The organism is Heliomarina baculiformis (genome assembly GCF_019966545.1).
GTDB classification, from domain to species: domain Bacteria; phylum Pseudomonadota; class Alphaproteobacteria; order Rhodobacterales; family Rhodobacteraceae; genus Heliomarina; species Heliomarina baculiformis.
Genome location: NZ_JAIMIC010000008.1, coordinates 49,231 through 75,918 on the forward strand (window position 1 = coordinate 49,231; position 26,688 = coordinate 75,918).

Here is a 26,688-nt window from a genome sequence, read left to right on the forward strand (position 1 = left end):
TGTCCGGCGCGGGTTTCAGTAGTCCACACCGCGCTGTGCCTTGATCCCGGCTTTGAATGGGTGTTTGACCTCGCCCATCTCGGTCACGAGGTCGGCATATTCGCAAAGCTCGGGTTTGGCGTCGCGCCCGGTCAGGATCACGCCCGTGCGCTTGTCGCGCGCGTCGAGACCCGCGATCACCTGTTCCACCGACAGATAACCGTAACGCAGGGCGATGTTGATCTCGTCCAGCACGATCAGGTCGTATTCGCCGCTTTTCATCATCTCGCAGGCCTTGTCAAAAGCGGCGGTTGCGGCGGCGATGTCGCGTTCGCGGTCCTGCGTGTCCCAGGTGAAACCTTCGCCCATCGTGTGCCATGTCACGCCGCCAAGGTCCTGAAAGAATCGGCGCTCGCCGGTTATCCATTTGCCCTTGATGAACTGTACGACGCCGCAGGTCTGTTTCCAGCCAAGCGCACGTATCAGCACGCCGAAGGCCGAGGAGGATTTACCCTTGCCCGCGCCAGTATGGATAAGCACCAGCCCGCGTTCCGGGTCCTGCAGCTTGGATACCTTTTCGCGCTGCTTGGCCTGAACCTTTTGCATTTCTTCCTTGTGCGTTGTGCTGTCGGACATGGGATCTCCTCCTTGGATCAGGCTTTGGGGTCGGTGACAGCCCGCGCCTTGGTGCGTTGCAGGCCAAGCTGGCGTTCGCGCCAGACGACGATACCGTTACTCGCGATGACAAGCACCGCACCGGCCAGCATCACCAGCGTCGGCAGTTCGGCGAACCAGACATAGCCGATCAGGATCGCGAACAACATGGATGTGTAATCATAGGGCGCCAGCATAGAGGCGGGGCCGAAACGATAGGACGAGGTCACGAGGATCTGCGCGATGCCGCCCAGCAGCCCCGCGCTGATGAGCAGGAACAGGTTCTGCGGCGACGGCAGGACCCAGCCGAAAAAGATCGTGACCAGCGACAGTACCGTGGCCGTAACCGAGAAATAGAACACGACGGCGGCGGCATGTTCGGTCTGGACGAGCTGGCGGATGTGGATCTGCACCAGCGCCCGCGCGATGGTTGCGCAAAGGATCAGGACCGCGCCAAGCGTCGCCGTATCGCCCAGATCTGCACCGCCGCCCAGCCTTGGCCAGAGCATGATGACAACCCCGACCAACCCTATGACAACGGCTGTAATCCGGATCAGCCGGATCTTTTCGCCCAGCATGATAGCGGCGAAGATCACCGTAAAGATCGGCGCGGCATAGCCAAGCGCCGTGACCTCGGGCAGGGGCAGCATCCCAAGCCCGGCGAATGTCATCCCCATGGCCGTGGTGCCCAGCACCCCGCGCCAGAAATGCCCGCGCGGGTTTCGGGTCGACAGACCGTGGCGCAGTTCACCGCGCGCGGCCAGCCAGATAAAGATCACCGGTATGGCAAAGAGGGACCGAAAGAACACCGCCTCGCCCGGCGGAATCTCTTCCGAGGTCGCCTTGATCATCGCCGCCATGACCGAAAAGAAACCGATCGCTGAGATCTTGAGGACGATGGCAAGGCCGGGACGGTGAGAAGACAGGGGCTGTGGCATGCGCGCGAACCTGCGCCGTGGCGCGGGAAAGATCAACGGGTTGATTTTGCAGCCTTGCAGGCGGGACGTGGCTGTTGCGGCCGGTCCGCGGTGCGGGTGTTATTCAACGCCGGTATCACCGCGATTTTGGTTCGGGAGCGCCCCCTTCATGTCAGCAACCAGAGGAAAATGCTTAGCGTGAAAAAGGCGCTGCTGGTTCCGGCAAGCAGCGCCAGAGATGCGGCCCCGCCAAGGCCGCGTTCCTGTGCTAAAACGGTGTAGATCGCGAACATGGGCATGGCAGCGGTCAGGATGACGCTTGTGTGCATATCCGGAGATAGCGACACCACCCCTGCGCCCATCAGAAGCGCGGCGGAAAGCGCGACCAGCGCCGGGTGCACCAGAAGCTTGGCGGCCGCAATCTGGACCGCCATCGCGCGGTTCCCGGTCAGCGGCAGGCCAACCAGCGAGCCACCGATCACCACCAGCGCCACGGCAGAGGCCGCCCCGGCGAGGAGTGTAAAGAACCGGTCTGCCGGTCCGGGCAGATGGAGGCCCGCCATCGAGAACACAAGGCCGGCGAGCAGCGCGATCACCATCGGACGCTTTAGGAAGCCCCAGATCACCGTCACCAGCAGCTTGGGCAGGGACAGGCCCGGACGGTCTTCGGCCAGATCGACAAGGATCAGCGTCAGCGGAATGAACAGAATGTTCTCGATCAACACGTTCTGCGCTAGGATGACGCCTGCGAGATCGGGGAAAACCATCAGCATCAGCGGATAGCCGACAAAGCTGGAATTCGGGCAGACCGAGCCCATGACGGCAATCGCGCGCCGCCGCTTGTCCGATGCGGTCAGTGAGAACCAGCCGAACGTGACCACGACGGTCAGCAGCCCGCCGACAAGCAGGATCGTGATATAGCCAGTGTCGATGACCTCGTGCAGGTCGCGCGAGGCAACCGCGTGAAACAGCAGGGCTGGCAGGGCAAGCTGCATCACGAACCGGCCAAGAACCGGCATGTCCGAGGGTTTGAACCATCCGGCGCGGACTGCGCCATAGCCAACGGCGATCACCGCGAAAAGCGGGAAGACAATGCCCAGAATGGAGAGCATTTCAGCCGATCTTGCCCCGGTTTTCCCCGACCTGACCGCGATGCAGCAGCAGGTGGTCAAGGATCACGCAGGCCATCATCGCCTCGCCTACCGGCACGGCGCGGATGCCGACGCAGGGGTCGTGACGCCCCTTGGTGATGATATCGGTCGATTGGCCGGATTTGGTGATCGTCTGGCGGGTCTTGAGGATCGATGAGGTCGGCTTGACCGCGAAACGGACAACCAGATCCTGCCCGGTCGAGATGCCGCCAAGGACCCCGCCCGCGTGGTTGCTGGAATAAACCGGCTGGCCGTCATTGCCCATGAATATCTCGTCGGCGTTTTCTTCGCCGGTCAGCATGGCGGCTGCCATGCCTTCACCGATTTCCACACCCTTGACGGCATTGATGCTCATCATCGCGGCAGCGAGATCGGTGTCGAGCTTACCATAGACCGGCGCGCCAAGCCCGGCGGGTACGCCGCTGGCGGTCACTTCGACGATGGCGCCGACCGAATTGCCGGACTTACGCAGCCCGTCGAGGTAACCGGCCCAAGTCTCGGCCGCACCGGCATCGGGACACCAGAAAGGGTTTTCCTCGATCTGGGTAAGGTCAAGGTTTTCGCGGTCGATCCCGTGGGGTCCGATCCGCGTCATGTAGCCGGTGATCTTGACCTCTGGCGCCAGTGCGCGGATCGCCTCACGCGCCAGACCGCCCGCGGCGACGCGCGCCGCAGTTTCGCGTGCCGACGACCGGCCGCCACCGCGATAGTCACGAATTCCGTATTTCTGCCAATACGTTATATCCGCATGGCCGGGACGGAATTTGTCCATGATCTCGGAATAATCTTTCGACCGCTGATCGGTGTTTTCGATCATCAGCTGGACGGGCATCCCTGTGGTCTGACCTTCGAAGACGCCCGAGAGGATCCGCACCTGATCAGGTTCACGCCGCTGGGTCGTGTACTTGGACTGGCCGGGTTTGCGCCGGTCAAGCCAGTGCTGGATCACCGCCTCGTCGATTTTGACACCCGGAGGGCAACCGTCGACCGTTGCGCCAAGCGCCGGACCATGGCTTTCGCCCCACGTGGTGACACGGAAAAGATGGCCAAAACTGTTGGTCGTCATGTCGGGCGCCCTTTCAAAACCTTGCTTCGGTTACCCCATCGGGATCGGGCGCGCAATCGCGCTTGGTCGCTGAAAATCGGGCGATTTCATGGGCCAATCCCAAGCAGCCACAACCAAAAGATGAAAATTTACTATAGAAATCGAAAATTTCATGCCACCATCGAAGCAGATCGGGGAATGAGTGGAGTGAACCATGACTGTGACTCATAGCGCGACAGGCAGCGGAAAAATGTCTCTTACCGTTAAGGTGATGATCGGGATGATCGCGGGCCTGATCCTTGGCGTGATCTTCAACATGATCGACAGCGATTTCATCAATACCCATATCGTTGGCGGTTTTTTTGGGATGATTGGCAAGATGTTTGTCAATGCTCTCAAGATGTTGGTCGTGCCTCTGGTGTTTTTCTCCCTGATCAACGGTGTCACCGGGATTGGTGATATCCGCATCCTTGGCCGGGTGGGCGGCAAGAGTTTCGTGCTTTACCTTACCACCACGGCCATCGCCATCGCGGTGGCCATCCTGCTTGCGACGCTTGTCGGTCCGGGTCAGGGTTTCAATATGGAAGGCGTCGACACCAGCGGTGTCACCGGCAAGGAAGCGCCTTCGGTCTGGGATGTCTTCGCTGGTATCGTGCCGACCAACCCGGTCGCGGCCTTCGCCAATGGCGACATGCTGCAGGTCATTTTCTATACGGTCATCCTTGGCGTCGCGGTGTTGATGCTGGGGGGCAGGTCCAAGGCATTCGTCGAGGGCTGCGAATACATGAACGAGCTGATGATGAAGGTCGTTTCCATCGTCATGGCCTTTGCGCCCTATGGGGTGTTCTGCCTGATCGCGAAAACCTTCACCGAACAGGGGATCGAGCTTTTCGGCCCTGTTCTGGCCTATGTGCTGACGCTGGTCGCGGCCCTGTTCCTGCATCTCTTCGTGACGCTGATGTTGATGCTCAAGCTGTTCACCGGGCTGAATCCTTTTATCTTCATGCAAAAGATGCGTCCGGCGCAGATCTTCGCCTTTTCCACGGCCTCATCGAACGCGACCATCCCTGTGACGCTGCGCTCGGTCACGGAACGGGTGGGTGTCGATAACTCGGTCGCTTCCTTCTGCGTGCCCTTTGGCGCGACGATCAACATGGACGGCACGGCGATCATGCAGGGTGTCGCCACCGTGTTCCTTGCCAATGTCTACGGTATCGACCTTGGTCTTGGCGGCTATATCACCGTGATCGCAATGGCGGTTCTGGCCTCGATCGGGACAGCGGGCGTGCCGGGCGTTGGCCTTGTCATGCTGACGATGGTGCTAAGTCAGGTCGGGCTGCCGATCGAAGGCATCGCCCTGATCCTTGGGGTCGACCGGCTGATGGACATGATCCGGACAGCTGTCAACATCACCGGCGATGCGGTGGTTTCGACCATCGTCGCCAAGGGGGAGAACAAAATCGACCTTGCGGTATTCAACGACCCGAATGCCGGGCTGATCACGGATGAAGACCTCGATATAGACGAAGCTGCCGAGGCGGAACTGGCGCAATACGCCAAGCCACACTGATATCGGATCCGGCGGCACTGGTGAGGCCGCCGGGTATTCTTCAGGCGAAAATCGGAATGTGCGGGGCGGCTTCCTTGGGAAGATCGCCGGTCAGACGCGGGTCTTCCAGTACCTCGATTTCCTGGCGGACAGGCGTGAACCCGGTGCGCCGGTAAAAGGCCAGCGCCCGTGGGTGATCCAGCGTGCAGGTGTGCAGGTGAAGCATGTCGATCCCCTGCGCGAAGGCATAAGTAATCGCATGGTTCATAAGGCAGCGCCCGGCCGTGCTCCCGGTCAGGGCAGGGGCAACGCCGAAGAACGCCACTTCGCATTTGCCTTTTTCGCGAAAATCGAGCTCCAGAATGGCCTGCGCCGTTCCGTCTAGATCAAGCGTGAACATATGGACATCCGGATCGCGGATGATCGCGCCCAGCTTGCTGTTTTCCATCTTGAGCCGCGAGAACCAGAGCCAGTCCTGTCCGCCAACCCGCATGAACAGGTCCTTGTACCAGACCGTATCCGGGTCGGTGACGCGCTGCAGGGTGACACCCTCGGGGAGCTCCGCCGGGCGCAGGGCCGCGGGCGAGGTCATCTCGAGATAGGTGACGACAGTCGCCACATGGCCAAGCGGCACCTTGTGAAAGCCTTCTTCGATCATGGTCAGAGAAGACCGGCCTTGCGCAGCAGTTCGGGCATGTCGGCTTCGGGCCGGGGACCGATGTGAGAGATCACCTCGCCCGCGCAGACGTTGCCGATTTTTGCGCAGGTTTCCAGATCGCGACCCGTGGCAAGGCCATAGAGGAAACCGGCAGCGAATTGGTCGCCCGCGCCGGTGGCGTCCACCGGCACGATCTTGGTCACAGGCACATCCACACGGTTGCCCTCGGCCAGTACGGTGACGCCGTCGCCTGACCGGGTGCAGACCACCAGCGGGCAGATCGCGCCCGTTTTCGTGATGGCTTCTTCAAGATCGTCGGTTTCGAAGAGCGACTTGATTTCCTCTTCGTTGCCGATGACGAAATCCAGATCCTTTTCGATCAGGTCGAGAAAGTCGGCCCGATGGCGCTCGACGCAGAACGGATCAGAGATGGCGATGCCGGTCTTGCCGCCACCCTTTCGGCAATCGCGGGCGGCTTCCAGAAAAGCGCTTTTTCCCTTGTCCTTGTCGAAAAGATACCCTTCGAGGAACATGATCTTGGCGTTGCTGGCCACGTCCGAGGAAACGTCATCGGAGCTGAGCTCCGAGGAAATCCCGAGATAAGTATTCATCGACCGCTCGCCATCGGGCGAGACAAAGATCATCGACCGCGATGTGGGCAATTCGCCGCCCGGTACTGGGGGATTCACGAAATCGATGCCTTTGTCGTTCATCGCATCGGCGTAGAACCGGCCGAGCGCGTCATCATGGACGCGGCCGATGAAACCGGCGCTCAGACCCAGCGCGCCCGCGCCGGCAATGGTGTTGGCAACCGATCCGCCGGGCGTCTGGACGCGGTTTTCCATCGCGCCGTACAGCGTTTCGCCGCGGTCGCGTTCGATCAGCTGCATGATGCCTTTTTCGATGCCCATGAGGTCGAGAAAGCTGTCGTCGGATTGCGATATCACGTCCACGATTGCGTTGCCGATTCCGACGATGTCATAGGTTTTCATTCAGTCTTTTCCTCGTATTGGCATAGGTCGCGGATCAGGCAGGCCGGACATTTCGGCTTGCGCGCGACACAGGTGTAGCGGCCATGCAGGATCATCCAGTGATGCGCATGGAGTTGGAAATCCGCCGGGATATTGTCTTCTATGGCACGTTCGACATGATCGACCGTCTTGCCCGGGGCGATGCCCGAGCGATTGCCGAGACGGAAGATATGCGTGTCGACCGCCTGCGCCGGGTACTGCCACCACATGTTCAGGACGACATTCGCCGTCTTGCGCCCCACGCCCGGGAGAGACTGCAGCGCGGCGCGCGAATTGGGGACTTCTCCGCCATAATCCTCGACAAGAATACGCGACAGTTTCATCACGTTCTTTGCCTTCTGGCGGAAAAGGCCGATGGTCTTGATATGCTCGATCAGGCCTTCTTCACCGAGATCGAGCATTTTCTGCGGCGTGTCCGCGACCTTGAACAGGGCGGCGGTGGCTTTGTTTACCCCGGCATCGGTTGCCTGTGCCGAGAGCGCCACAGCGACGACCAACGTATAGGCGTTCACATGATCCAGCTCTCCCTTCGGCTCGGGTTCGGCCGTATGGAAACGGGTAAAGATCTCGCGGATCGTGTGGTAGCTGAGTTGTTTTGCCATTGCGGGCTTTAATGCCGTGCAAGCGCCAGCATCGCAACGGAAAATCCTCCCCTCCCCTGCGGAACCTTGCGGGGGCGCAAGAATTTTCAAAAATTCTTGCCAAAAGTCTTAATTAAAGACTTTTGGCGCGTGAGGCGGAGGTCGATTTCCACAAGAAACGGGTCGCTCCGTTGACACCGTCGGGATAGGTTGAGCAGCAGCAAGGAAAGGGTGTTTCCATGAATGTCCAATCATCCGAGACCGGGTATCACTACGGTGTCATGCGCCGCGCGATCGAGCTGATCGATCAAGGCGGCGATGCGCTCACGCTCGAAGAAATGGCACGCGAAATGGGCATGAGCCCTGCGCATTTCCAGCGGCTGTTCTCGGCATGGGTCGGGGTTTCACCCAAGCGCTACCAGCAATACCTGCGCCTTGGACATGCCAAGTCTTTGCTGGCCGAACGCTTCACAACGCTTGAAACGGCGCTTGCCACCGGCATGTCGGGCAGCGGACGTCTGCATGATCTGTTCCTCCGCTGGGAAGCGATGAGCCCGGGCGAATATGCACGCGGCGGTGAGGGGCTGACCATCTACTGGGGCTGGTTCGAAAGCCCTTTTGGTCCGGCGCTGGTCATGGGCACTGAAAAAGGCATCTGCGGCATGGGGTTTGCGGCAGATGCGGGCGAGGCGGCGGCGATGGAAGACCTTTGCGGTCGCTGGCCAAAGGCGCGCTATATCGAGGATGTGATGCGTCTGCGTCCATGGGTGCTCAGCGCATTTGGCGGAGATGAGGGGTTGAGTGAAACGCCGCTTTTCCTGATTGGCGCTCCGTTCCAGATCAAGGTCTGGGAGGCGCTGCTGAACATTCCCTCGGGCCATGTCACGACCTATTCGGAAATCGCCGAGGCCATCGGCAACCCGCGTGCAGTGCGGGCGGTGGGCACGGCAGTCGGGCGCAACCCGGTCAGCTGGCTTATCCCCTGTCACCGTGCGCTGAGGAAATCCGGCGGGCTTGGCGGGTATCATTGGGGATTGCCCGTCAAACGGGCGATGCTGGCATGGGAATCGGCCCGCCACGACGCCTGAGCCTGCCCCACGTGATGTGGGAAATGGGCGGGATTTCGCCGAAGCAGGCCAGTTTCCGGCTGCGCCCTGCGACGGAAATATGGTTTACTGCGTTCAATATCCCGAAGAACGGGATCCATACAGAGCAGGACCGATATGAATTTCAAGACACCTTTGGCTGTCGCTCTTGGCGGCGCAGTATTTCTCAGCGCGTGCGGCACCGACCCGGCGCGGCTGAATGACCCGACCAACCCGAACCGTAACACCAACAAGGGCGCACTGATCGGTGCCGGCGTCGGCGCGCTGGTGGGAAACCTTGCGGGCGGCGATACTGAAGCCACCGCAGCAGGCGCCGTGATCGGCGGTCTTGCTGGCGGCGTGATCGGCAACCAGCTCGACAAGCAGGAAGCGGAACTGCGCAATTCGCTGGGCAATGACCGCGTGACGATCACCAACACCGGTGACCGTCTGATCGTTACCCTGCCGCAGGATATCCTTTTCGACACGGACAGTTTCGCCGTGCGCTCCTCGCTGGTGCCGGACCTGCGCGCTGTGTCGCAGAACCTTCAGGCCTATCCGAATTCGACTGTTCAGGTGATCGGTCATACCGACAACACCGGTGAGGCCGCCTACAACCAGGATCTTTCCGAGCGTCGCGCCGGATCGGTCGCAAATGTGCTGATCAGCTCCGGCACCTCGGCATCGCGCATCGTGACTGTCGGACGCGGCGAAGACGCCCCGATCGCGACCAACCTCACCCCCGAGGGCCGCGCGCTGAACCGCCGCGTCGAGATCGTTATCCTGCCGCGCTGAGCCCGGCGACACAATAAATCCACCGTAAACGCCGACCCGCTGTGGTCGGCGTTTGCTTTTGCGCTGTTTCCTTTCGGCCCGTCCGCACTAGCCTCTCTACCAGCGCCATCTGATTACGGGAGGGTCTCTCATCAGTACCTACAAGCTTGTCGGACTGTCCGGCTCTTTGCGCAGGGACTCGACCAACACGCGCCTGCTTTACGAAGCGGCCCGCCTGTTCGATGCGGAATCTTTCCTGCTGCTCAACCTGAATTTCCCGCTTTACGATGGCGACCGCGAAAAGCTGGACGGGATCCCGGATGTTGTACGCGGTGCAGCGGCCAATATCGCCGAAGCGGACGGTATTCTCATCTCCACCCCTGAATACAACAAGGGCCCGCCCGGTGTGCTGAAAAACGCGCTCGACTGGATCAGCCGGGTCAAGGGTAAACCATTTCAGGGAAAACCGCTTGCCGTGATGTCGGCCTCTTCCGGTCGCGCGGGCGGAGAGCGGTCTCAATTGGTCTTGCGCACCTTCATGGTGCCTTTCCAGACCCGGATTGTGCAGGGGCCGGAAATGCATCTGGCGGACAGTTCAAACCAGTTCGACGAGGATGGTCGACTGACCGGAGAGCTTTACATCGAAACCCTGCAGCAGTTGATGGACAACCTGCGAGCGGAAATCTCGCGTTAGCTGAATGAGTTTTCAGCAGGCCGCAATGGCGTTTTCGCAGCGACGTCGTTCAAAAGGCCGAACCACGGGCCTTGCAGCTTGTTTCCTGTAGCCTGCAAACTTAGGCTTTCACCATGACACCCGGCACGGCAACCAGCGCAACGCTCACCGATCTGATTGATCCCGCCCGCGCTCGGGCGTTTCAGGTCGCCATGGGTCTGACGCCGGATATCGAAACGGGCTCGACCCTGCCGCCATTTTACCATCAGCTCTATTTCTGGTCGCCAGAGCCGCCGGGGAGCCTTGGACGCGATGGTCATCCGCGCGTCGGCGAGGGATTGATCCCGGACATGGGGCTGCCCCGACGTATGTGGGCAGGCGGCAGGCTTTCTTTTGATTTACCGCTGATCGCTGGCAGGCCCGCTGAAAAAGTCAGCGAGGTCGAGCAAGCCCAGCACAAGACGGGCCGCTCCGGTCCGCTCGGATTTGTGACGCTGCGCCATGACATCTATCAGGACGGAAAGCTGTGCCTCTCGGAATGGCAGGATCTCGTCTATCGCGAGGATGCCGATCCAACTGCCGACCCCGCCCCGACCATTGCGGCCCGCACGGATGAAACCGACCGCCGCGACATGGATTTTGATACAACCCTGCTGTTTCGCTATTCCGCCCTCACTTTCAACGGTCACCGAATCCATTACGATCTGGATTATGCCCGCGATACCGAGGGGTACGGCGGGCTGGTGGTGCATGGTCCCTTGCTGGCGCAGGTCCTGATGCTGATGGCGCAGGACCTTATCGGCCCGCTCCGGCGATTTTCCTTTCGCGCGTCCTCGCCTCTGCTTCACACCGAGAGGGCCAGTTTCTGTCGCGTGGGCGAAACGCTGTGGGTGCGCGGTCCGGATGGGCGGCAATGCATGACGGCCACCGCCGAGACCTAGGCGCGAAAGCCCTCGGGGATGTCATCGCGCCCTTCCAGCATGAGGTCGGCCATGACCTCGGCGATGCGCGGGGCCATGCCGAAGCCGATCTTGAAGCCGCCATTGGCAATGAATTGTCCCGGGTAGAGCGGATGTTCCCCCAGCACCGGCGCCCGGCTTTGTGATCGTGGCCGCAGACCGGCCCAGCGTTCGATCACGGGGGCGTCCCGTAGCACCGGCATGGCCGTAATGGCACGGTTCAGAACCTCATCGAGCAAGGCATCGGTGCTTTGACCGTTTTCATAATCCCGCTCGCTGGTGGATCCGACGGCAAGAGTCCCGTCGGCGTGGGGAATGAAATGCAGCGTGTCGGCGAAAAGCTGGGGGGCTTGCTGCCCGGCGTCGAATGCCAGAAGCGCGGCCTGTCCCTTGACCCCGTTGCCAAAGGTCTTGCCCTTGGCGCGGCTAATCTCAGCCAGCCCTGCGACGCCTGTCGCGTGCAGAACCAGCCCCTCGTCCACAGCTTCTTTGACTATTTTAACGCCCATCGCGCCCAGGGCCGCGACCAGCGCGGCACAGCCCTGCCGGGGATGGACGCGGGCACTCAGCGTATCGCGGACAAGGAAACCCGTGGCGCTGGGCGGCGACCACATGCCGGCCTCGGTCGCGGCGATGACCTCCCACCGGGCATGATCTTGCCACAGCTCGGCGGCGGTTTCCTCGCGCGACTGGGCAAGCACGAGGGCGCGCTCATCCGCAATCGGCTGAAGCCGCCCGGTCCGCGCATAGCCGGGGGAAACGCCACCGGTCTGGGCAACCTCGGTCCAGAAGGTTTCGGCCATCAGCAGGCTGGCAAGTTGGAATGCTTTCTTTTCGTTCCAGTTCTCGGGCACATGCGGTGCCAGCGCGCCGACGATCCCGCCGCTGGCCCCGGCGGCCGGGCCATTGGGGTCGACAACGCGCACGCTTGCGCCCCGCCGGGCACAGGCCCATGCGATAGAGAGGCCAAAGATACCAGCCCCTCGGATCGTGATATCGACCATTGCCAAGGATTGTCCCTTTCGCCAGTGTCGCGCCGTTCCGGGCTTGGTTTAGAGAATTGCGCGATGCAGCACCAGAAGGCAGAGATCGAATGGCGGGAAAACGGCGTGCCGGTTTCCAAGCGCTTTGACGATCCGTATTTCAGTCTCGAAAACGGGCTCGCGGAAACGCGCCACGTTTTCCTTGCCGGGAATGATCTGCCAAAGCGGTTCGTCGACGGGTTTCGCATTGCCGAGCTTGGGTTTGGCACGGGTTTGAATTTTCTGGCGACCCTCGTGGCATGGGAAAAGGCGGGCGCGCCCGGCCATCTGCACTACACGGGGTTCGAGGGTTTCCCCATGTCGCCCGAGGAAATGATCCGCGCCCTGTCGCATTACCCTGAACTGGCCGAGCCGGCCGAGGCGCTGGTGGCCTTCTGGGCGGGTGGTGCGTTCTCCCATCCCACCGTTTCGCTCGAAATCGTGGGCGGGGACGCGCGGGAGAGCCTCGCCGCCTGGCAGGGCCGCGCCGACGCATGGTTTCTTGATGGGTTCTCCCCAGCGAAGAACCCCGAGCTCTGGCAACCCGAGCTGATGGTCGAGGTCGCGGCCCATACGGTTCCGGGCGGTACAGCAGCGACCTATACGGCGGCAGGTTTCGTGCGCCGCGGTCTGGAAGCGGCCGGGTTTGACGTGAGACGGGTCCCGGGATACGGGCGCAAGAGACATATGACACGGGCGATTCTGGAATGAGCGAAACACATTTGCCGCGCGCTGCCGTTCCGGCACAGGCTCCTGCCACGCAAAGCAACAACGTCCCGCTCGGTGTGGCGCTCATGCTGGCGACCACGGTGGTTTTCTCACTCCAAGACGCGATCTCGCGCCATCTGGCAAGCGAATACAACACCATCATGGTGGTCATGATCCGCTACTGGTTCTTCGCCACTTTCGTCATAGCGCTTGCGGCGCGCACGGCTGGCGGCTTGCGCGCGGCGGCGCGTACCAGCCAGCCGTATCTGCAGATTTTCCGCGGCCTGATGCTGGCCGGGGAAATCTGCGTGGCAATCTACGGTTTTACCCTTCTGGGACTTGTTGAAAGCCATGCGGTGTTTGCCTGTTACCCGCTTCTGGTGGCGGCGCTTTCCGGTCCAATCCTGGGCGAAAAGGTCGGCTGGCGACGCTGGACGGCCATCGCTATCGGCTTTGTCGGCGTGTTGATCATCCTGCAACCGGGGTTTGGCGTCTTTGACCCACTGGCGGTGATTCCGCTGATCTCGGCGGTGATGTTCGCGGTCTACGGGCTTTTGACCCGCTATGCTGGACGGCAAGATCGCACGGCCACCTCCTTTTTCTGGACCGGCGTTACGGGCGCGGTGTTCATGACCGCGGTCGGTATATGGTACTGGGAGCCGATGACGCAGACTGACTATGCCTGGATGGCCTTGCTGTGTCTGACAGGCGCTTCGGGCCACTGGCTGCTGATCCGCTGCTACGAGGCCGCCGAGGCCAGTGCGGTACAGCCCTTTGCCTATTTCCAGCTGGTTTTTGCGTCGGCCATCGGGATGATCGTATTCGGCGAAGTGCTGCGCACCAATGTTGCCATTGGTGCAGCGATCATCGTGGCCGCCGGGCTGTTTACCCTATGGCGCGAACGCCAGAAGAGTTGACCCGGCAAGCTCGCGCGAGAAGGGGATAGGCAAAGGGTCCTTGCCCAGCCGGGCGCGATAGACAGGCAGGCTCTCGGTGACCCGCATGACGTAGTTCCGGGTCTCGTCGAAGGGAATCATCTCGATCCAGTCGACGATCTCGACCTCGTCTTTCGGCTCGGCACGGCGCGGATCACCGTAAAGCTCCATCCAGCGCGAGGGGCGGCCCGGCCCGGCGTTATATCCTGCGGACATCATGACGACATTGCCGGTGAAATCGCCCGCGAGCGTCGCAAGGTAATTCGCGCCCAGCTTGGCGTTATAGTCCCATTCGCGCGTCAGCCGGCCCGTGTCATGGGCCGAGAGAATTCCAAGGCCCGTGGCGACGATCTTGGCCGTCGCAGGCATTACCTGCATCAAGCCGCGCGCCCCGGCGCCGCTGATGACCGTGTGGTCGAATTCGCTTTCCCGGCGGGCGATGGCAAGGGTCATCTCGGGCGCCATCGGCAGATCCATCCGGCCGACGGGGTGTATGGGATAGTAAGCGCCGTAAAGGATCTGCCCCTGCCGCGCCGCGCGCTTGGCGATCATCACCGCCAGATGGGGCCGTTCCATTTCGACCGCCATCTGCCCCATCTGCCCCGCGCCGATCTCATCCTGCGATTCGACTAGATGGGTAAGGAACCGTTCGCCAAGGTTTTCCTCTCCTGCTGTCAGCAGCATCAGCCCCGCCATCAGGACAGAGGAATCCATGAAAGCCGCATCGCGCCAGTCGGGCAATTCCGGTGGCTGGCGCAGGGACGGGTCAAACGGCAGCCCGGCTCGTTCCGCCGCAAGCAGACCGTAGAACGAGGTCTGGTATTGCGCGCCCATCGCATAGGCGAGCTTGGCCGCGTCGGCTTCACCCAGCGCCTCATGCGCCCGGCCCAGCCAGTACCCGCCGCGACCCTGCGAGATCGGGGATTGAACGGCGGCCTCGAAACGGCGGAAATGTTCCAGCGCGACCTTGGGGTTGTTTAACTTGCGCAGGGCAAGAAACCCGGAAAGCCATTCAAGATCGGCGTGGACATAGCCCGCTTCGGGCGTTGTGTGGTGCGACGCGGCGATATTGTAGGCCTGTGCCGGATCGCCCCTGCGCATCATCGCACGGGCAAGGTTGAGCCGGCGATAGGCCCATGCGCCGGGATCACCCAGCGACTCGGCGTTCGAGCTGCGCTCAAGCATAAGGGCAATCGCGTCGGCGTCGCGCCCTTTCTTGTCGCGCCAGACAAACCGGTCATAGGCCATGCCGGGATCGTTCTGGAGCGATGCGGGCACGGCGGCAATCTTCGTATCGACGCCCGGAGCCTGTTGCTGCAGGGCGATCCGCGCCTCGGCAAGTTTACGGTGCGCGTCATTGACGATGTGCAGCATCTGCGCGGCACTGTCGAGGTGACCGTCCCACAACATGCGCGACAGCCGCGCCTCGTGATGAGGGGCCAGCAATTCCTTGTGCGCTGAGAGGTAGGCGGCCTGAATGGCGCTTCCCATTGGCATGGTGCGCCATGCCAGTACCAGCGCTGCCTCGCCATCGCCGCGGGCGTCCGTATCGATCAGCGCATTGGCAAAGGCCAGCACGCCTTCGGGGCTTTGCGGTGGTGACTGGGTGAAAAACCGCAGCACTTCCGCCTGTCCCGTGGCCGCAATCGCCCCTTCGCTCTTGCGGCGCAGCCAGTCCAGACCCGGCCAGTCGGGGCGCCTGCCCAGAAAGGCAATGACCTCGCCGCCAGTGCCGCGCCCGGCCCGCAGCCGATGCCATTCGATCACGTCACGCCCGATGGATCCTTCGCGTCCGGCAGTGCGCAGGGCCGACTCGTAATCCCCTTGCCGCATCTCGATCATCGCGCGGCGCAGATCGTCGGCACTATCCGCCAAGGCGGGCAGTGCGAGAGCCGCCAAAATAAGGGCGAAAAGGGCCAGAACGCGTGTCATCACTTGCATTTCCCGAGCATCCGAGTTTAGAGCCTCTAGACGATAAAGCCTGTATAGGCGGGATCAACTCACTTTCGTGCCAGCGATCATCTTTGACCGGATGAGTCTCGTCCGCACAACGCAACCCTGTCAGCGGATTTCACCCGCCGACGCAACCGAAATTACCGGACGGGAGACACCCGTCACCAAAAGCCCGGTGATTGATGGGGCAAACCCGTCAACATCACGTTAAACTACGGAGAGTGTCCATGTTCAAAGGCTCAATGCCCGCCCTCGTTACCCCGTTCCGCGACGGCAAACTGGACATCTATGCACTCAAACGTCTGGTCGACTGGCATATAGAGGAAGGCTCCGCGGCCATAGTGCCCGTAGGGACCACTGGCGAAAGCCCGACCCTTAGCCACGAAGAGCATGAGCAGGTCGTCGAAGAGGTGGTAAACGCCGCAGCCGGGCGCGTACCGGTGATCGCGGGTGCCGGGTCGAACAACACGACCGAGGCCGTGCGCCTGATCCGTTTCGCGGAAAAAGCTGGTGCCGATGCCGCGCTTGTCGTTACGCCTTATTACAACAAGCCGACCCAGAAGGGGCTGATCGCGCATTTCACGGCGGTCCATGACTGCTGCGACCTGCCGATCATCATCTACAACATCCCTCCGCGTTCGGTCATCGACATGGTGCCTGCGACGATGGGAGAACTGTCCAAGCTGCCCCGGATCATCGGTGTCAAGGACGCGACCGCCAAGCTGGAACGTGTGAGCCAGCAGCGCGCCGCCTGCGGCAAGGATTTCGTCCAGCTTTCGGGTGAAGACGCGACCGCGCTTGCGTTCAATGCGCATGGTGGCGTGGGCTGTATCTCGGTCACGGCAAACGTCGCTCCCCGGCTCTGCGCCGAATTCCAGGCGGCCATGGCAGAGGGCGATTTCGTCAAGGCGCTTGAATATCAGGACCGGTTGATGCCGCTGCACGAAGCGATTTTCATGGAGCCCGGCGTAACCGGAGCAAAATACGGCCTTTCCCGTCTTGGGCTCTGCAGCGATGAAGTCCGCTCGCCGCTTACCGCGCTCGAAGACAGCACCAAGGCGGCGATCGATGCAGCCATGGAACATGCAGGTCTGATCTGATCCTCTGCGGCCCGGCGTTGCTTGGCTGGCTTATGTTCGCTCACCATAGTAGAGGCCGACAACGTGTTCGGCCTCTGCAAAGAACAGCCATCTGGATGTGACAACGCCGGTCAGGTGACTGACGACGGCCAGCGCTGCAAGAGCATGGCTGATAGGCAGAAGCAACAGAACGGCGGGCAGAACCACCATTAGCAGCAGTGCTATGACGCGCAGTTTGCGCGCATGTTTGCGACCCACCACGTAGATCATCTCGCGGGTCAGGTAATTGCCGCCCGTGTGAGGCGGTTCGAAAGAGCGAACCTTGCCGATGCTGCCAAGTCCGGTTGCCGTTGCGAGTGTCGTGCCGGAGCTGGCCAGTGCCTGATCGCCCCGCCACCAGTGGAGGCACTGGATCACCCCTGCCAGAACCAGCAGCCAGGGCGCGACGCTTGTCATGCCAGCCAGCAGGGCGCCGCCTGACAGGCTGAGGCTCAGGAACAGAACCGGGGTCAACGGCTGATGCCAGCGGGGAACCGTCCGAAGCTGCGAATAGATCATCGACGTGGTAAAGACGGTCAGCAGGGAAAGTACGGCGCCAAGCCAACCGACGGGTGCGATTGCGATCCCGGCGAAAAGAAGCCCGGCACCGAAAGCGGCCATGACAAGAAGCGTGGCAACAGAGCTCCAAGCCTCGCGGCTGAGCCAGCTTGTCTTCCATTGGGTAAACGCCTTGAGCGCCCGCTCGGGATGCCCGAGGTGAAAGGTCGAGGCGAGCAAACCGCCGACCGCCAGCAGGTAGGCGAGCGCGAAGAACACGAAGGCAACCCAGTCTGTGACAGGCGGGAACCCAAGCCCGAGCCAGAAGAGCAGACCAAAGCCAAGCCCGGAGAGAGAGGTGAAAGCGATAACAGAAGCTGCGGGATTCATGTCAAAGCCGGTCCAGCGCCCTGTCGAGCCAGCCAAGAAAACCGGGCAAATCAGTCGCTACTGGATCGAGTTGCTGCGTTTGCGTTTCGGCCATCCGATCCTTTGCACGCGGTGGCAGGTAACGGTTGACGGGGCGGGTGCCCTGCTCAGACATAAGCTCGATGCCACCACGTTCCCGCGTCAGTCGCGACACATTGCTGTCGGGGTCCGCGAAATCGCCGAAGTGGCGCGCGCCGGCGGGGCATGTCCGCACACAGGCGGGTTCGCGATCTTCTTCGGGCAGGTTCTCGTTATAGATCCGGTCCACGCAGAGGGTGCATTTCTTCATCACCTTCTCGGCCCCGTCCATTTCACGCGCACCGTATGGACAGGCCCAGGCGCAGAGGCCACATCCGATACAGTCGGTTTCGTTGACGAGCACGATACCGTCCTCGACCCGCTTGTAGCTGGCGCCCGTCGGGCAGACAGTCACGCAGGGCGCGTCTTCGCAATGCAGACAGGACTTGGGGAAATGGATCAGCTGCGCCGGTCCGCTGTCAGGCTGGACCTCGTAGGAATGCACGCGATTGAGGAACGTGCCGGTTGGTTCTGCGCCATAGGCATCCTGATCCGAGAGCGGTGCGCCGTAGTTCTCGGTGTTCCAGCCTTTACAGGATATCACGCAGGCGTGGCAGCCGACGCAGGTGTCGAGGTCGATGACCAGACCCAGTTTGCGGGTGGTTTCACCGGGAAGTTCGGTCATCGCGCGGAAACCTTCGAAACGCCCAAAAAAACTGAAATTTTCTTGGCAAATTTTTTGGAAAAATTTGGGGATCTGGTCACGAAACCTTCCATTCTTACTGGTCCGCCGAATAGTGGATCGGTGGAAAAACCGGCTGGCTTTGGTCGGGAGGGGACACCTTCTCGATCCGGACACGCAGGTCGAACCACGCCGCCTGTCCTGTCACCGGATCTGAGTTCGACCAGCGCAGCCCATCGCCTTTTGGCGGCAGGAGCTCGGATATCAGATGGTTGAGCAGAAAGCCTGTTCTGGCCTCGGGCGCGTCGGGGTCCAGTGCCCACGCGCCCTTGCGTTTACCAATGGCATTCCATGTCCAGATTGTATTCGAATTCAGCGCAGCCATTTCCATGACCGGCACGATGATCTCGCCATGTGCCGAACTAACCCGCGCCCAGTCGCCGTCCTGCAACCCTTTTTCCCGCATCAGATTGCTTGGCACATAAAGCGGGTTTTGTCCGTGAAGTTGCCGCAGCCAAGCGTTCTGGCTGCCCCAGCTGTGATACATTGCCATCGGGCGCTGCGTCAGCGCATGGATGTCAAAGCTTTCGTCCGCATCTTCACCATCGCTGTACCAGATCGGCAGCGGATCGAGTTTTTCCTTGATCTGGTCGCGCAGTGCCTCGGGAGGCTGGCGATCTCCGTGACCTTCCGCGGCAAGCTGGAACCGGCGCAGAGGTTCAACATAAAGCTGGAACAGATAGGGCTGGGGCTTGTCGTAGAAACCCGTCTCGACAGCCCAGTCCTGATAGGCCGAGTTCCACGGTTTGTAATAAGCGCATTCCTCGGGGATGTGCTTGATCCAGAATCCGCCGTTTTCAATATATCTGTCGATCTGGTCTGGCGGGGCCTCGCCGCGCCCCGGGCCGTTGCCCACTCGCCAGCCGGCAAGCGGACCAATCCCGGGGCGGCGTTCATGCGAGACGATGTAATCCGCGTAATCGGCGTATTTCTGGCTCCCGTCCGCATTCACGAATCCTGGCAGGCCTAGACGCGTGCCCAGATCGCAGAGAACCGACTGAAACCCGCGCACGTCCCGGTCAGGTTCGACGACGGGCCAGCGGATGGCATCGGCGGCGGCATCGGCCTCGCAGATCGGCCGGTCGAGTAGGGAAATGCAGTCATGCCGTTCAAGATAGGTCGTGTCAGGAAGGATCAGGTCTGCATAGGCCACCATTTCCGAGCTATAGGCATCCGAGTAGATGATCCGGGGAATGACATATTCGCCATCCTCACCCTTGTCCGTCAGCATCTCCATGACGTCGCCCGTGTTCATGGAGGAGTTCCACGACATGTTCGCCATGTAGAGAAACAGCGTGTCGATCTTGTAGGGATCGCCGGCATGGGCATTGGAAATGACCATATGCATCAGCCCATGCGCCGACATGGGGTTTTCCCACGTAAAGGCCTTGTCGATCCGCGCAGGCGAGCCATCGGGTTTCAGCGCGAGGTCAACCGGCCCTTGAACAAATCCAAGGTGCGGGCCGTCCAGCGGCCCCCCGGGCGTCACGTTGCAATGGGGTTTGGGATGGGCCTCGGCAGGTTTCGGATAGGGAGGTTTGAAGCGGAAACCGCCAGGCGTTTCGACCGAACCGAGAATGATCTGCAACACGTGCAGCGCGCGGCAGGTCTGAAACCCGTTGGAATGCGCAGAGATGCCGCGCATGGCGTGAAAACTGACCGGACGTCCGATCATGCTGCGATGGGTTTCGCCCCGGAAATCGGTCCATTCGCGGTCAAGATCGATAGCTTCGTCAAAGGCGACGCGGGCAAGCTCCGCCGCAATACTCCTTATCCTCGCCGCGCTGATGCCACAGCGCTCGGCTACATTCTCTGGCGCATATTCGGGGGACAGGTAGCGTTCGGCCATCCGGTGGAAAACTGTCCGATGGGTGATGTCTTTCTGATCGTAACTGGCCGAGAGGTCGGGGCGCACGCCCGGCCGGTCGAAGGGCGCCAGTTCTTTCGACACACGGTCGATGACCAGCGGTTTGCCGTCGTCATCGCGCAGGAACAGACCGAATTCGGCGGAATCCGGGTCAGAATTCAACAGTACCGGCGCGTTTGTATAGCGCGACAGATAGTCGAGGTCTATTTTGCCCGCTGCCATAAGCACATGGACAAGCGACAGGATGAACAGGCCATCGGTGCCGGGCGTGATGCCGACCCATTCGTCGGCGATCGCGTTGTACCCCGTTCGGATCGGATTAACCCCGATCACCTTAGCGCCGCGCGCCTTGATCTTGCCCAGCCCCATCTTGATCGGATTACTGTCGTGATCCTCGGCCACACCGAACAGCATGAAGAGTTTGGTGTGGTCCCAGTCGGGCTGCCCGAATTCCCAGAACGCGCCGCCCATTGTGTAAATCCCGGCGGTGGCCATGTTGACGGAACAAAATCCGCCATGCGCCGCGTAGTTCGGCGTGCCGAAATTCTGCGCCCAGAAGCTGGTGAAGGACTGCGACTGGTCGCGACCAGTAAAAAAGGCCAGTTTTTCAGGTGCTTTGTCGCGAAGTGGCGCCATCCATTCGGTGGCGAGATCGAGCGCTTCGTCCCAACTGATCTCTTTGAATTCGCCTGATCCGCGTGGCCCGACCCGTTTAAGAGGCGCGCGCAGCCGCGAGGGCGCGGTATGCTGCATGATCCCGGCCGACCCCTTGGCGCAGAGCACGCCCTTGTTCACCGGGTGATCACGGTTGCCTTCGATGTAAGAGACCTTGCCCGATTTCATGTGAACGTTGATCCCGCAGCGGCAGGCGCACATGTAACAGGTGGTCTTGCGGATCTCGTCGGAAACCCGGGGTGACGTATCAAGCTTGGGTTGGTGTAAGGCCATTCAGTCCCGGGCGCGTCTAGGTATTCGTTCTGCTATTCAGGTCGTTGGTAAAACCCTGTCCCCGATGGGGCGTAAAAATTGGAACAAAGTCAACAGTTGCTGCCAGAACCCCGGCTTTGGCACCGGGGTTCGGCATGTATGACGGATGTCATACAGGTATCATACGGTTTGTGTACGCATATCAGCCGGGTCTATTCCGGCCACTGAGACCGGCTTTTTCATCGCGTCACGGCGGAAGGGTTCTCCGAGTTCCTGATTGATCAGCGCTTCGATAAGGGTGGTCGTGCCATTCTGCATCTGGTCGGTGATCGCTTGGTTCAGCGCCTCGGTCAGACCCTCCATCGTCTTCGCCTGAACGCCTTTCAGACCACAGGCCTGAGCGATGCCGGCATAGGAAACGCCGTCGGACAATTCGGTGCCGACAAAGTTGTCGTCATACCACAGGGTCGAGTTCCGCTTTTCCGCGCCCCACTGGTAGTTGCGGAAAACGATCATGGTGATCGGCGGCCATTCCTTGCGGGCAATGGCGGTCAGTTCCGTCACCGCGATGCCAAAGGCGCCGTCGCCGGCAAAGCCAACCACCGGTACGTCCGGGCAGCCGATCTTGGCACCGATGATGGCTGGCAGGCCATAGCCGCAGGGACCGAACAGCCCCGGCGCTAGATATTTGCGCCCTTCCTCAAACGAGGGGTAGGCGTTGCCGATGGCGCAGTTGTTGCCGATATCCGAAGAGATGATGGCTTCACGCGGCAGGGCGCTCTGAATCGCGCGCCATGCCATCCGCGGGCTCATCCAGTCAGGCTTGGCCGAGCGGGCGCGTTCGTTCCATGTGGTGCCCGGATCGTCATCTTCGTGATCCATTGAGGAAAGCTGCTGCGCCCATGCGGATTTGGCTTGCGCGATCTTCGCCTGACGGTCATCGCGGCCTTCGTCACCTGCGCTATCGGAGAGGCGCGACAGGATTCCCTGCGCGACTTTCTTGGCGTCGCCAACGATGCCGACCGACACCTTCTTGGTTAGCCCGATGCGGTCGGGATTGATGTCGACCTGAATGATCTTTGCGTCCTTGGGCCAGTAATCCATCCCATAGCCCGGCAGCGTCGAGAACGGGTTCAGGCGGGTGCCGAGGCACAGCACAACGTCCGCATCCTTGATCAGCTCCATCCCGGCCTTGGACCCGTTATAGCCCAGCGGACCTGCGAAAAGCGGGTGAGAGCCGGGGAAGGCGTCGTTGTGCTGGTAGCCGACGCAGACCGGTGCGGTGAGACGCTCGGCCAGTTTCATCGTGTCGGGGATCGCACCGGCAAGAACGACACCGGCACCGTTGAGGATAACGGGATTCTTGGCAGCGCTCAGCATCGCGGCGGCATCGTCCAGCGCCTTTTCGCCGCCGGAGGGGCGTTCGAATTCGACGACTTCGGGGATCTCGATATCGATCACTTGCGTCCAGTAATCACGAGGCAGGTTGATCTGAGCCGGGGCCGAGGCGCGCTTTGCCTGCAGGATCACGCGGTTCAGCACTTCGGCGACGCGGGACGGGTCACGGACCTCTTCCTGATATGCCACCATATCCTCGAACAGTTTCATCTGCTCGACTTCCTGGAACCCGCCCTGACCGAGGGTCTTGTTCGCGGCCTGCGGTGTGACCAGTAGCAGCGGCGTATGGTTCCAATACGCGGTTTTCACAGCAGTGACGAAGTTGGTGATCCCGGGGCCGTTCTGCGCGATCATCATGCTCATCTTGCCGGAGGCGCGGGTATAGCCATCGGCCATCATGCCGCCGGAACCTTCGTGTGCGCAGTCCCAGAAGGTGATGCCAGCCTTTGGGAAAAGGTCGGAGATCGGCATGAAAGCCGATCCGATGATGCCAAAAGCGTGTTCGATTCCATGCCTTTGCAATGTTTTTACAAAGGCTTCTTCTGTTGTCATCTTCATCGGGGTGCCTCGTTTGGGGGCGGATCGCCCCGTTTGCGTTTGTGCGGACAGTACCGGATTGCAGGCTTTCGCGGTTAGGGCCAGTTGTGAGTGGCAGTTAGGTCCACATCGCTGTTTCGCCCGTGCCACTACTATAGATTTGAACGGAGCATGGCAAAGACGCTGGCAGGATGGCCCTTTCGGAAAGGCTCCGACAAACGCATCCGGCGGTGGGTCAGGCCGTCGGTTCGTATCTTTCCAGCCCTTCGCGGATCAGACGCACGCCATCGTCGATCCGGTCGATATGGATTGACGAATACCCCAGCCGGTAGAAATTCGCGGGGCCTGCCTTGGCGGAAAAGAAGGGCGCGCCCGGTTCGATAAGCACGGCTTTCCGGCGCAACTGATTGGCCAGCAATTCGGTATCCACATGGACCGGCGCCTGCATCCACAGGGCCGAACCACCGTAACCGCCGTTCCCGGCAATGGTAAGACCGTGATGCAGCACCGAGTCCTCAAGCTGTTTACGGCGCGCATGCAGGGCCTTGGACATTCGCCTGATCTGGGCGTCGTAATGTCCCAAAGACAGGAAGTAAGCGGCGGTGCGCTGCACGTGCCCCGGCGGGTGACGAAGCACCGAGGCGCGCAGGGCGCGGGCTTCGCGGATAAAGGGTTCCGATCCGACCAGATAGCCAAGTCGCAGACCGGGAAACAGCGATTTGGAAAAAGAGCCAACGTAGATCACGCGCCCGTCGCGATCCATCGATTTAAGCGCGGGGGAGGGGGCGCCGAGAAAGGACAGTTCAAATTCGTAATCATCCTCGATGATGAGGGCGTTCAGCGCGCTGGCCTTTTCAAGCAAGGCCTTGCGTCGGGCCATCGGCATCGTGGCCGTGGTCGGGGACTGATGGCTCGGCGTTGAGAATATGATGTCCGTGTCGGCCGGAATGGCATCTGGCGGCAGGCCATCGGCATCGACGCGCACCGGCGAAATGGCGCAGCGGGTATGGGCAAGGACGTCCCTGAGTGCGTGATAACCGGGATCTTCGATCGCGGCCCGGCGGCGGCTGTTGAGCAGAACCTGCGCGGTGAGCCAGAGCGCGTTCTGTGCACCCATGGTGATGAGTACCTCAGACGGACGCGCGGTGATCCCACGACGAGGCAGCGTGTGACGCGATATGAATTCCACGAGAAGCGGATCGTCACGGTCGTAGTAGTCGGAGGTAAGGGAAGAGAAATCTTTGGCCCCGAGAGCGCGCATGGCGCTGAGCCGCCAGTTCGCATGGTCGAATAGTGTGGGATCTACCTGTCCGTAAATGAAAGGATAGCGGTAGTTTTCCCAATCCGAAGGTTTGACCGGTGTATCGCCGCCTGTAAACGTGCGGGTGATCGCCCGAGCCCAATCCACCCGGTCCTCCGAAGCGGGGCGGGGGTCGTAGATAGGGGGCACCGGTGCGTTGTCGGAAACGAAGTACCCGGAACGACCACGGGAGCTTAGATAGTCGTTGGCAAGCAATTCGGTATAGGCAAGGGTGACGGTGATGCGGCTGACCCCGAGGTGCGCGGCGAGGCTGCGCGAGGAGGGGAGCTTTTCACCGCGGTGGAACCGGCCTGAAAGGATACCCTGCGCGATCATTTGCTGGATCTGCGCTTGGAGCGTACCTTGCCCGTCTGCCGCGAGAAAAAACGTTTCGACCGATATTGCCATGTATTGGCAATAAGCTGGTCTTAAGGCGGGTGCAATCTGGACTTAGAGGTGCGCAAGACTTGCTGGTTGCAAAAAAGCCCCGGCACGCATGCCGGGGCCAATTTTCCGAAGGAAATTTTCTCAAGAAAAGTGAATTTTCTTGTCAGCCAAACACCTTGGTCAGAGCGGAATCGACGGCCGAGGTGATCTCGTCGATATTGTCGGCGCTCGCGATCAGGGCCGGCGAGAAGCACAGGCAGTTGTTCTTGCCGGGAACGGAGCGGTTCGAAGCGCCGATCACAACGCCTTGCGCCATGCAGTCGCCCGTTACAGCGGCGATCTGTGCCTCGGTCACCGGTTCCTTGCTCTCGCGGTCTGCGACGAGCTCCAGCCCGCAGAACAGGCCCTTGCCGCGCACGTCACCGATAATCTGGTGCTTGTCTTTCAGCGCGTGCAGATTGTCCATCAGCCGTTCGCCCATGGCAACCGTGTTGTCGAGCAGGTTTTCGTCCTCGATGATGCGCATGTTTTCAAGCGCTGCGGCCGGCCCGGAGGTGCAACCGCCGAATGTCGAGATATCCCGGAAGTAGTTCAGCTTGTCCGAGGGATCGTCCTTGAACATCTCGAATACTTTCTCGGTTGTCACGAGACAGGCAATGGCGGCATAGCCCGACGCCACACCCTTGGCCATTGTCACCATATCCGGTTCGATGCCGTATTGCTGGTAGCCGAACCATGTACCGGTCCGCCCGACGCCGCAGACGACCTCGTCGATATGCAGCAGGATATCGTATTTGCGGCAGATTTCCTGGACTTTCTGCCAGTAGCCTTCCGGCGGCGTGATGACCCCACCGCCCGCCGTTACCGGCTCGAGGCAGAGCGCACCGACAGTATCCGGGCCTTCCCGCAGGATGACCGCTTCGATCTGTTCCGCCGCCCATTCGCCGTAGTTCTCGACCGGAGCACCATCCTGTTCGTGGCGACGGTATTCGAGGCAATGCGGCACCCGGACGAAACCCGGGGTAAAGGGGCCGTACTGCATCCCACGTTCGTCCTGACCGCCTGCGGACAGGCAGGCGATGGTCGTACCGTGGTAGTCGCGGTCGCGGTACAGAATCTTGTGTTTCTTGCCGCCGTATTTCTTGTGCGCGATCTGGCGCACCATCTTGAAGGCTTTCTCGTTCGCCTCAGACCCGCTGTTCATGTAGTAGACGCGGGATAGACCCGGCATCTTGGAGATCAGCTTTTCGGCGTAGATCGCGCCTGGAATGGAGCCGGCAGATCCGGCAAAATAGTTCAGCTTGATCAGCTGGTCGCGCACGGCATTGGCGATAGACTCGCGGCCATAGCCGACGTTGACGGTCCAGACGCCGCCGGAAACCGCATCGAGATGTTTCTTCCCGTGCTGGTCCCAGACATGGATGCCCTTGCCTTCGACGATGATGCGGGGATCGGAGGTCTCATAGGGTTTGTGCTGGCTGAGGTGGTGCCAGACATGGGCCTTGTCGGCCTCTACAACATGAGAAATATCGTTCTCGCTGAATGCGCCATCCATGACGGGCCCTTTCGAATGCGGTGAAAACACAGGAAAAACGGGCAGACTCGCTACCCTCGTTTCATTAACGACAACAGCGCGAATTCTTTGCAGATTATAGGGCCAATTCAGCATCAGCCATAAGTCCAGAATGGGCTGTGAAGTGCTGTCCCTCGTAAGTCGAGATGATTTAACTATAGGATTTTAATAAAAAAAACCATTTCTTCGCCCGTATTCTTGACGACCTCTTTTGCTGATT

General features: G+C 60.8%; 23 protein-coding genes. 8 read left to right on the forward strand and 15 right to left on the reverse strand.

Going from position 1 to position 26,688, the window contains the following annotated elements; all coding sequences use genetic code 11:
* Nucleotides 1-15: 15 nt before the first annotated feature.
* From cobO to aroC, 4 genes are all read right to left on the reverse strand, one after another.
* Nucleotides 16-615: a cob(I)yrinic acid a,c-diamide adenosyltransferase gene (gene cobO / locus MF268_RS18260; RefSeq protein ID WP_238372302.1), complete on the reverse strand. Its 600-nt coding sequence runs from the start codon at nucleotides 613-615 to the stop codon at nucleotides 16-18.
* Between the two features lie 17 nt (nucleotides 616-632).
* Complete coding sequence (locus tag MF268_RS18265; protein ID WP_238372303.1) at nucleotides 633-1,571, reverse strand: DMT family transporter; 939 nt, start codon at nucleotides 1,569-1,571, stop codon at nucleotides 633-635.
* Nucleotides 1,572-1,717: 146 nt separating this feature from the next.
* Nucleotides 1,718-2,662, reverse strand: a complete 945-nt coding sequence (locus MF268_RS18270; protein WP_238372304.1) for an AEC family transporter — start codon at nucleotides 2,660-2,662, stop codon at nucleotides 1,718-1,720.
* 1 nt (nucleotide 2,663) lies between these two features.
* Nucleotides 2,664-3,767 carry a chorismate synthase gene (aroC, locus tag MF268_RS18275; RefSeq protein ID WP_238372305.1) on the reverse strand — a complete coding sequence of 368 codons (1,104 nt, stop codon included), beginning with the start codon at nucleotides 3,765-3,767 and terminating at the stop codon, nucleotides 2,664-2,666.
* A 229-nt stretch (nucleotides 3,768-3,996) separates the two neighbouring features.
* Here aroC and MF268_RS18280 point away from each other — a divergent pair, with 229 nt between their 5' ends.
* Entirely contained in the window at nucleotides 3,997-5,316 is a 1,320-nt protein-coding gene (locus MF268_RS18280; protein ID WP_238372306.1) for a dicarboxylate/amino acid:cation symporter, read from the forward strand.
* Between the two features lie 40 nt (nucleotides 5,317-5,356).
* Here the strand turns inward: MF268_RS18280 and MF268_RS18285 are convergent, their stop codons facing one another.
* Genes MF268_RS18285 through nth form a run of 3 tightly spaced genes read right to left on the reverse strand, consistent with a single transcriptional unit; the run spans nucleotide 5,357 to nucleotide 7,586 of the window.
* Nucleotides 5,357-5,953: a GNAT family N-acetyltransferase gene (locus MF268_RS18285; RefSeq protein ID WP_238372307.1), complete on the reverse strand. Its 597-nt coding sequence runs from the start codon at nucleotides 5,951-5,953 to the stop codon at nucleotides 5,357-5,359.
* Between the two features lie 2 nt (nucleotides 5,954-5,955).
* Nucleotides 5,956-6,945, reverse strand: coding sequence for an adenosine kinase (locus MF268_RS18290; protein ID WP_238372308.1), 990 nt, complete (start codon nucleotides 6,943-6,945; stop codon nucleotides 5,956-5,958).
* On the reverse strand, nucleotides 6,942-7,586 hold the full coding sequence (gene nth, locus MF268_RS18295; RefSeq protein ID WP_238372309.1) for an endonuclease III: 645 nt from the start codon (nucleotides 7,584-7,586) through the stop codon (nucleotides 6,942-6,944). Before nth ends, MF268_RS18290 begins: the two co-directional genes overlap by 4 nt.
* Before the next feature lie 218 nt (nucleotides 7,587-7,804).
* Between nth and MF268_RS18300 the strand changes: the two genes are divergently transcribed.
* The 4 genes from MF268_RS18300 to MF268_RS18315 all read left to right on the forward strand — a co-directional run bounded on the left by MF268_RS18300 (nucleotide 7,805) and on the right by MF268_RS18315 (nucleotide 11,038).
* Complete coding sequence (locus MF268_RS18300; RefSeq protein ID WP_238372310.1) at nucleotides 7,805-8,653, forward strand: methylated-DNA--[protein]-cysteine S-methyltransferase; 849 nt, start codon at nucleotides 7,805-7,807, stop codon at nucleotides 8,651-8,653.
* A 135-nt stretch (nucleotides 8,654-8,788) separates the two neighbouring features.
* Entirely contained in the window at nucleotides 8,789-9,445 is a 657-nt protein-coding gene (locus tag MF268_RS18305; protein ID WP_238372311.1) for a YiaD family glycine zipper/OmpA-like lipoprotein, read from the forward strand.
* A 130-nt stretch (nucleotides 9,446-9,575) separates the two neighbouring features.
* Nucleotides 9,576-10,118: an NADPH-dependent FMN reductase gene (locus MF268_RS18310; RefSeq protein ID WP_238372553.1), complete on the forward strand. Its 543-nt coding sequence runs from the start codon at nucleotides 9,576-9,578 to the stop codon at nucleotides 10,116-10,118.
* Between the two features lie 113 nt (nucleotides 10,119-10,231).
* A complete protein-coding gene (locus MF268_RS18315; protein ID WP_238372312.1) occupies nucleotides 10,232-11,038 on the forward strand; it encodes an HTD2 family dehydratase in 807 nt (268 codons plus the stop codon).
* Here MF268_RS18315 and MF268_RS18320 read toward each other — a convergent pair.
* Nucleotides 11,035-12,060 (reverse strand): NAD(P)/FAD-dependent oxidoreductase, encoded by a 1,026-nt coding sequence (locus MF268_RS18320; RefSeq protein ID WP_238372554.1) that lies wholly within the window; start codon nucleotides 12,058-12,060, stop codon nucleotides 11,035-11,037. The genes MF268_RS18315 and MF268_RS18320 overlap by 4 nt on opposite strands.
* A gap of 63 nt (nucleotides 12,061-12,123) precedes the next feature.
* Between MF268_RS18320 and mnmC2 the strand changes: the two genes are divergently transcribed.
* Both mnmC2 and MF268_RS18330 read left to right on the forward strand, forming a co-directional pair.
* Entirely contained in the window at nucleotides 12,124-12,789 is a 666-nt protein-coding gene (mnmC2, locus tag MF268_RS18325; protein WP_238372313.1) for a tRNA (5-methylaminomethyl-2-thiouridine)(34)-methyltransferase MnmC2, read from the forward strand.
* Entirely contained in the window at nucleotides 12,786-13,703 is a 918-nt protein-coding gene (locus MF268_RS18330; protein ID WP_238372314.1) for a DMT family transporter, read from the forward strand. The genes mnmC2 and MF268_RS18330 overlap by 4 nt, the downstream gene beginning before the upstream one ends.
* On the opposite strand, the gene MF268_RS18335 is transcribed toward MF268_RS18330, so the two are convergent.
* Entirely contained in the window at nucleotides 13,677-15,653 is a 1,977-nt protein-coding gene (locus tag MF268_RS18335) for a lytic transglycosylase domain-containing protein (RefSeq protein ID WP_238372315.1), read from the reverse strand. The two genes, MF268_RS18330 and MF268_RS18335, sit on opposite strands and share 27 nt — an antisense overlap.
* A gap of 248 nt (nucleotides 15,654-15,901) precedes the next feature.
* Between MF268_RS18335 and dapA the strand changes: the two genes are divergently transcribed.
* On the forward strand, nucleotides 15,902-16,774 hold the full coding sequence (dapA, locus tag MF268_RS18340; RefSeq protein WP_238372316.1) for a 4-hydroxy-tetrahydrodipicolinate synthase: 873 nt from the start codon (nucleotides 15,902-15,904) through the stop codon (nucleotides 16,772-16,774).
* Between the two features lie 30 nt (nucleotides 16,775-16,804).
* Here dapA and MF268_RS18345 read toward each other — a convergent pair whose 3' ends face one another.
* The 6 genes from MF268_RS18345 to MF268_RS18370 form a co-directional block, all read right to left on the reverse strand.
* Nucleotides 16,805-17,680: a dimethyl sulfoxide reductase anchor subunit family protein gene (locus MF268_RS18345; RefSeq protein ID WP_238372317.1), complete on the reverse strand. Its 876-nt coding sequence runs from the start codon at nucleotides 17,678-17,680 to the stop codon at nucleotides 16,805-16,807.
* A 1-nt stretch (nucleotide 17,681) separates the two neighbouring features.
* Nucleotides 17,682-18,422, reverse strand: a complete 741-nt coding sequence (locus MF268_RS18350; RefSeq protein ID WP_238372318.1) for a 4Fe-4S dicluster domain-containing protein — start codon at nucleotides 18,420-18,422, stop codon at nucleotides 17,682-17,684.
* Nucleotides 18,423-18,516: 94 nt separating this feature from the next.
* Nucleotides 18,517-21,294, reverse strand: coding sequence for a molybdopterin oxidoreductase family protein (locus tag MF268_RS18355; RefSeq protein ID WP_238372319.1), 2,778 nt, complete (start codon nucleotides 21,292-21,294; stop codon nucleotides 18,517-18,519).
* A gap of 159 nt (nucleotides 21,295-21,453) precedes the next feature.
* The gene (gene xsc, locus MF268_RS18360) at nucleotides 21,454-23,229 is read right to left on the reverse strand and encodes a sulfoacetaldehyde acetyltransferase (protein ID WP_238372320.1); all 1,776 of its coding nucleotides are present in this window, start codon (nucleotides 23,227-23,229) and stop codon (nucleotides 21,454-21,456) included.
* A gap of 214 nt (nucleotides 23,230-23,443) precedes the next feature.
* Nucleotides 23,444-24,916: a MocR-like pyridoxine biosynthesis transcription factor PdxR gene (gene pdxR / locus MF268_RS18365; RefSeq protein ID WP_238372321.1), complete on the reverse strand. Its 1,473-nt coding sequence runs from the start codon at nucleotides 24,914-24,916 to the stop codon at nucleotides 23,444-23,446.
* A 142-nt stretch (nucleotides 24,917-25,058) separates the two neighbouring features.
* Nucleotides 25,059-26,450: an aminotransferase family protein gene (locus tag MF268_RS18370; RefSeq protein ID WP_238372322.1), complete on the reverse strand. Its 1,392-nt coding sequence runs from the start codon at nucleotides 26,448-26,450 to the stop codon at nucleotides 25,059-25,061.
* Between the last annotated feature and the right edge of the window lie 238 nt (nucleotides 26,451-26,688).

Bases quoted from the DNA above. Each gene is read 5' to 3' on its own strand.
- MF268_RS18315 (WP_238372312.1), top strand. From the start codon at position 10,232: ATGACACCCGGCACGGCAACCAGCGCAACGCTCACCGATCTGATTGAT.
- MF268_RS18370 (WP_238372322.1), bottom strand. From the start codon at position 26,450: ATGGATGGCGCATTCAGCGAGAACGATATTTCTCATGTTGTAGAGGCC.
- MF268_RS18305 (WP_238372311.1), top strand. From the start codon at position 8,789: ATGAATTTCAAGACACCTTTGGCTGTCGCTCTTGGCGGCGCAGTATTT.
- MF268_RS18290 (WP_238372308.1), bottom strand. From the start codon at position 6,945: ATGAAAACCTATGACATCGTCGGAATCGGCAACGCAATCGTGGACGTG.
- MF268_RS18300 (WP_238372310.1), top strand. From the start codon at position 7,805: ATGAATGTCCAATCATCCGAGACCGGGTATCACTACGGTGTCATGCGC.
- MF268_RS18265 (WP_238372303.1), bottom strand. From the start codon at position 1,571: ATGCCACAGCCCCTGTCTTCTCACCGTCCCGGCCTTGCCATCGTCCTC.
- xsc (WP_238372320.1), bottom strand. From the start codon at position 23,229: ATGAAGATGACAACAGAAGAAGCCTTTGTAAAAACATTGCAAAGGCAT.
- MF268_RS18350 (WP_238372318.1), bottom strand. From the start codon at position 18,422: ATGACCGAACTTCCCGGTGAAACCACCCGCAAACTGGGTCTGGTCATC.
- MF268_RS18345 (WP_238372317.1), bottom strand. From the start codon at position 17,680: ATGAATCCCGCAGCTTCTGTTATCGCTTTCACCTCTCTCTCCGGGCTT.
- MF268_RS18335 (WP_238372315.1), bottom strand. From the start codon at position 15,653: ATGACACGCGTTCTGGCCCTTTTCGCCCTTATTTTGGCGGCTCTCGCA.
- MF268_RS18270 (WP_238372304.1), bottom strand. From the start codon at position 2,662: ATGCTCTCCATTCTGGGCATTGTCTTCCCGCTTTTCGCGGTGATCGCC.
- MF268_RS18330 (WP_238372314.1), top strand. From the start codon at position 12,786: ATGAGCGAAACACATTTGCCGCGCGCTGCCGTTCCGGCACAGGCTCCT.
- dapA (WP_238372316.1), top strand. From the start codon at position 15,902: ATGTTCAAAGGCTCAATGCCCGCCCTCGTTACCCCGTTCCGCGACGGC.
- pdxR (WP_238372321.1), bottom strand. From the start codon at position 24,916: ATGGCAATATCGGTCGAAACGTTTTTTCTCGCGGCAGACGGGCAAGGT.
- MF268_RS18320 (WP_238372554.1), bottom strand. From the start codon at position 12,060: ATGGTCGATATCACGATCCGAGGGGCTGGTATCTTTGGCCTCTCTATC.
- cobO (WP_238372302.1), bottom strand. From the start codon at position 615: ATGTCCGACAGCACAACGCACAAGGAAGAAATGCAAAAGGTTCAGGCC.
- MF268_RS18285 (WP_238372307.1), bottom strand. From the start codon at position 5,953: ATGATCGAAGAAGGCTTTCACAAGGTGCCGCTTGGCCATGTGGCGACT.
- nth (WP_238372309.1), bottom strand. From the start codon at position 7,586: ATGGCAAAACAACTCAGCTACCACACGATCCGCGAGATCTTTACCCGT.
- MF268_RS18280 (WP_238372306.1), top strand. From the start codon at position 3,997: ATGTCTCTTACCGTTAAGGTGATGATCGGGATGATCGCGGGCCTGATC.
- aroC (WP_238372305.1), bottom strand. From the start codon at position 3,767: ATGACGACCAACAGTTTTGGCCATCTTTTCCGTGTCACCACGTGGGGC.
- mnmC2 (WP_238372313.1), top strand. From the start codon at position 12,124: ATGCAGCACCAGAAGGCAGAGATCGAATGGCGGGAAAACGGCGTGCCG.
- MF268_RS18355 (WP_238372319.1), bottom strand. From the start codon at position 21,294: ATGGCCTTACACCAACCCAAGCTTGATACGTCACCCCGGGTTTCCGAC.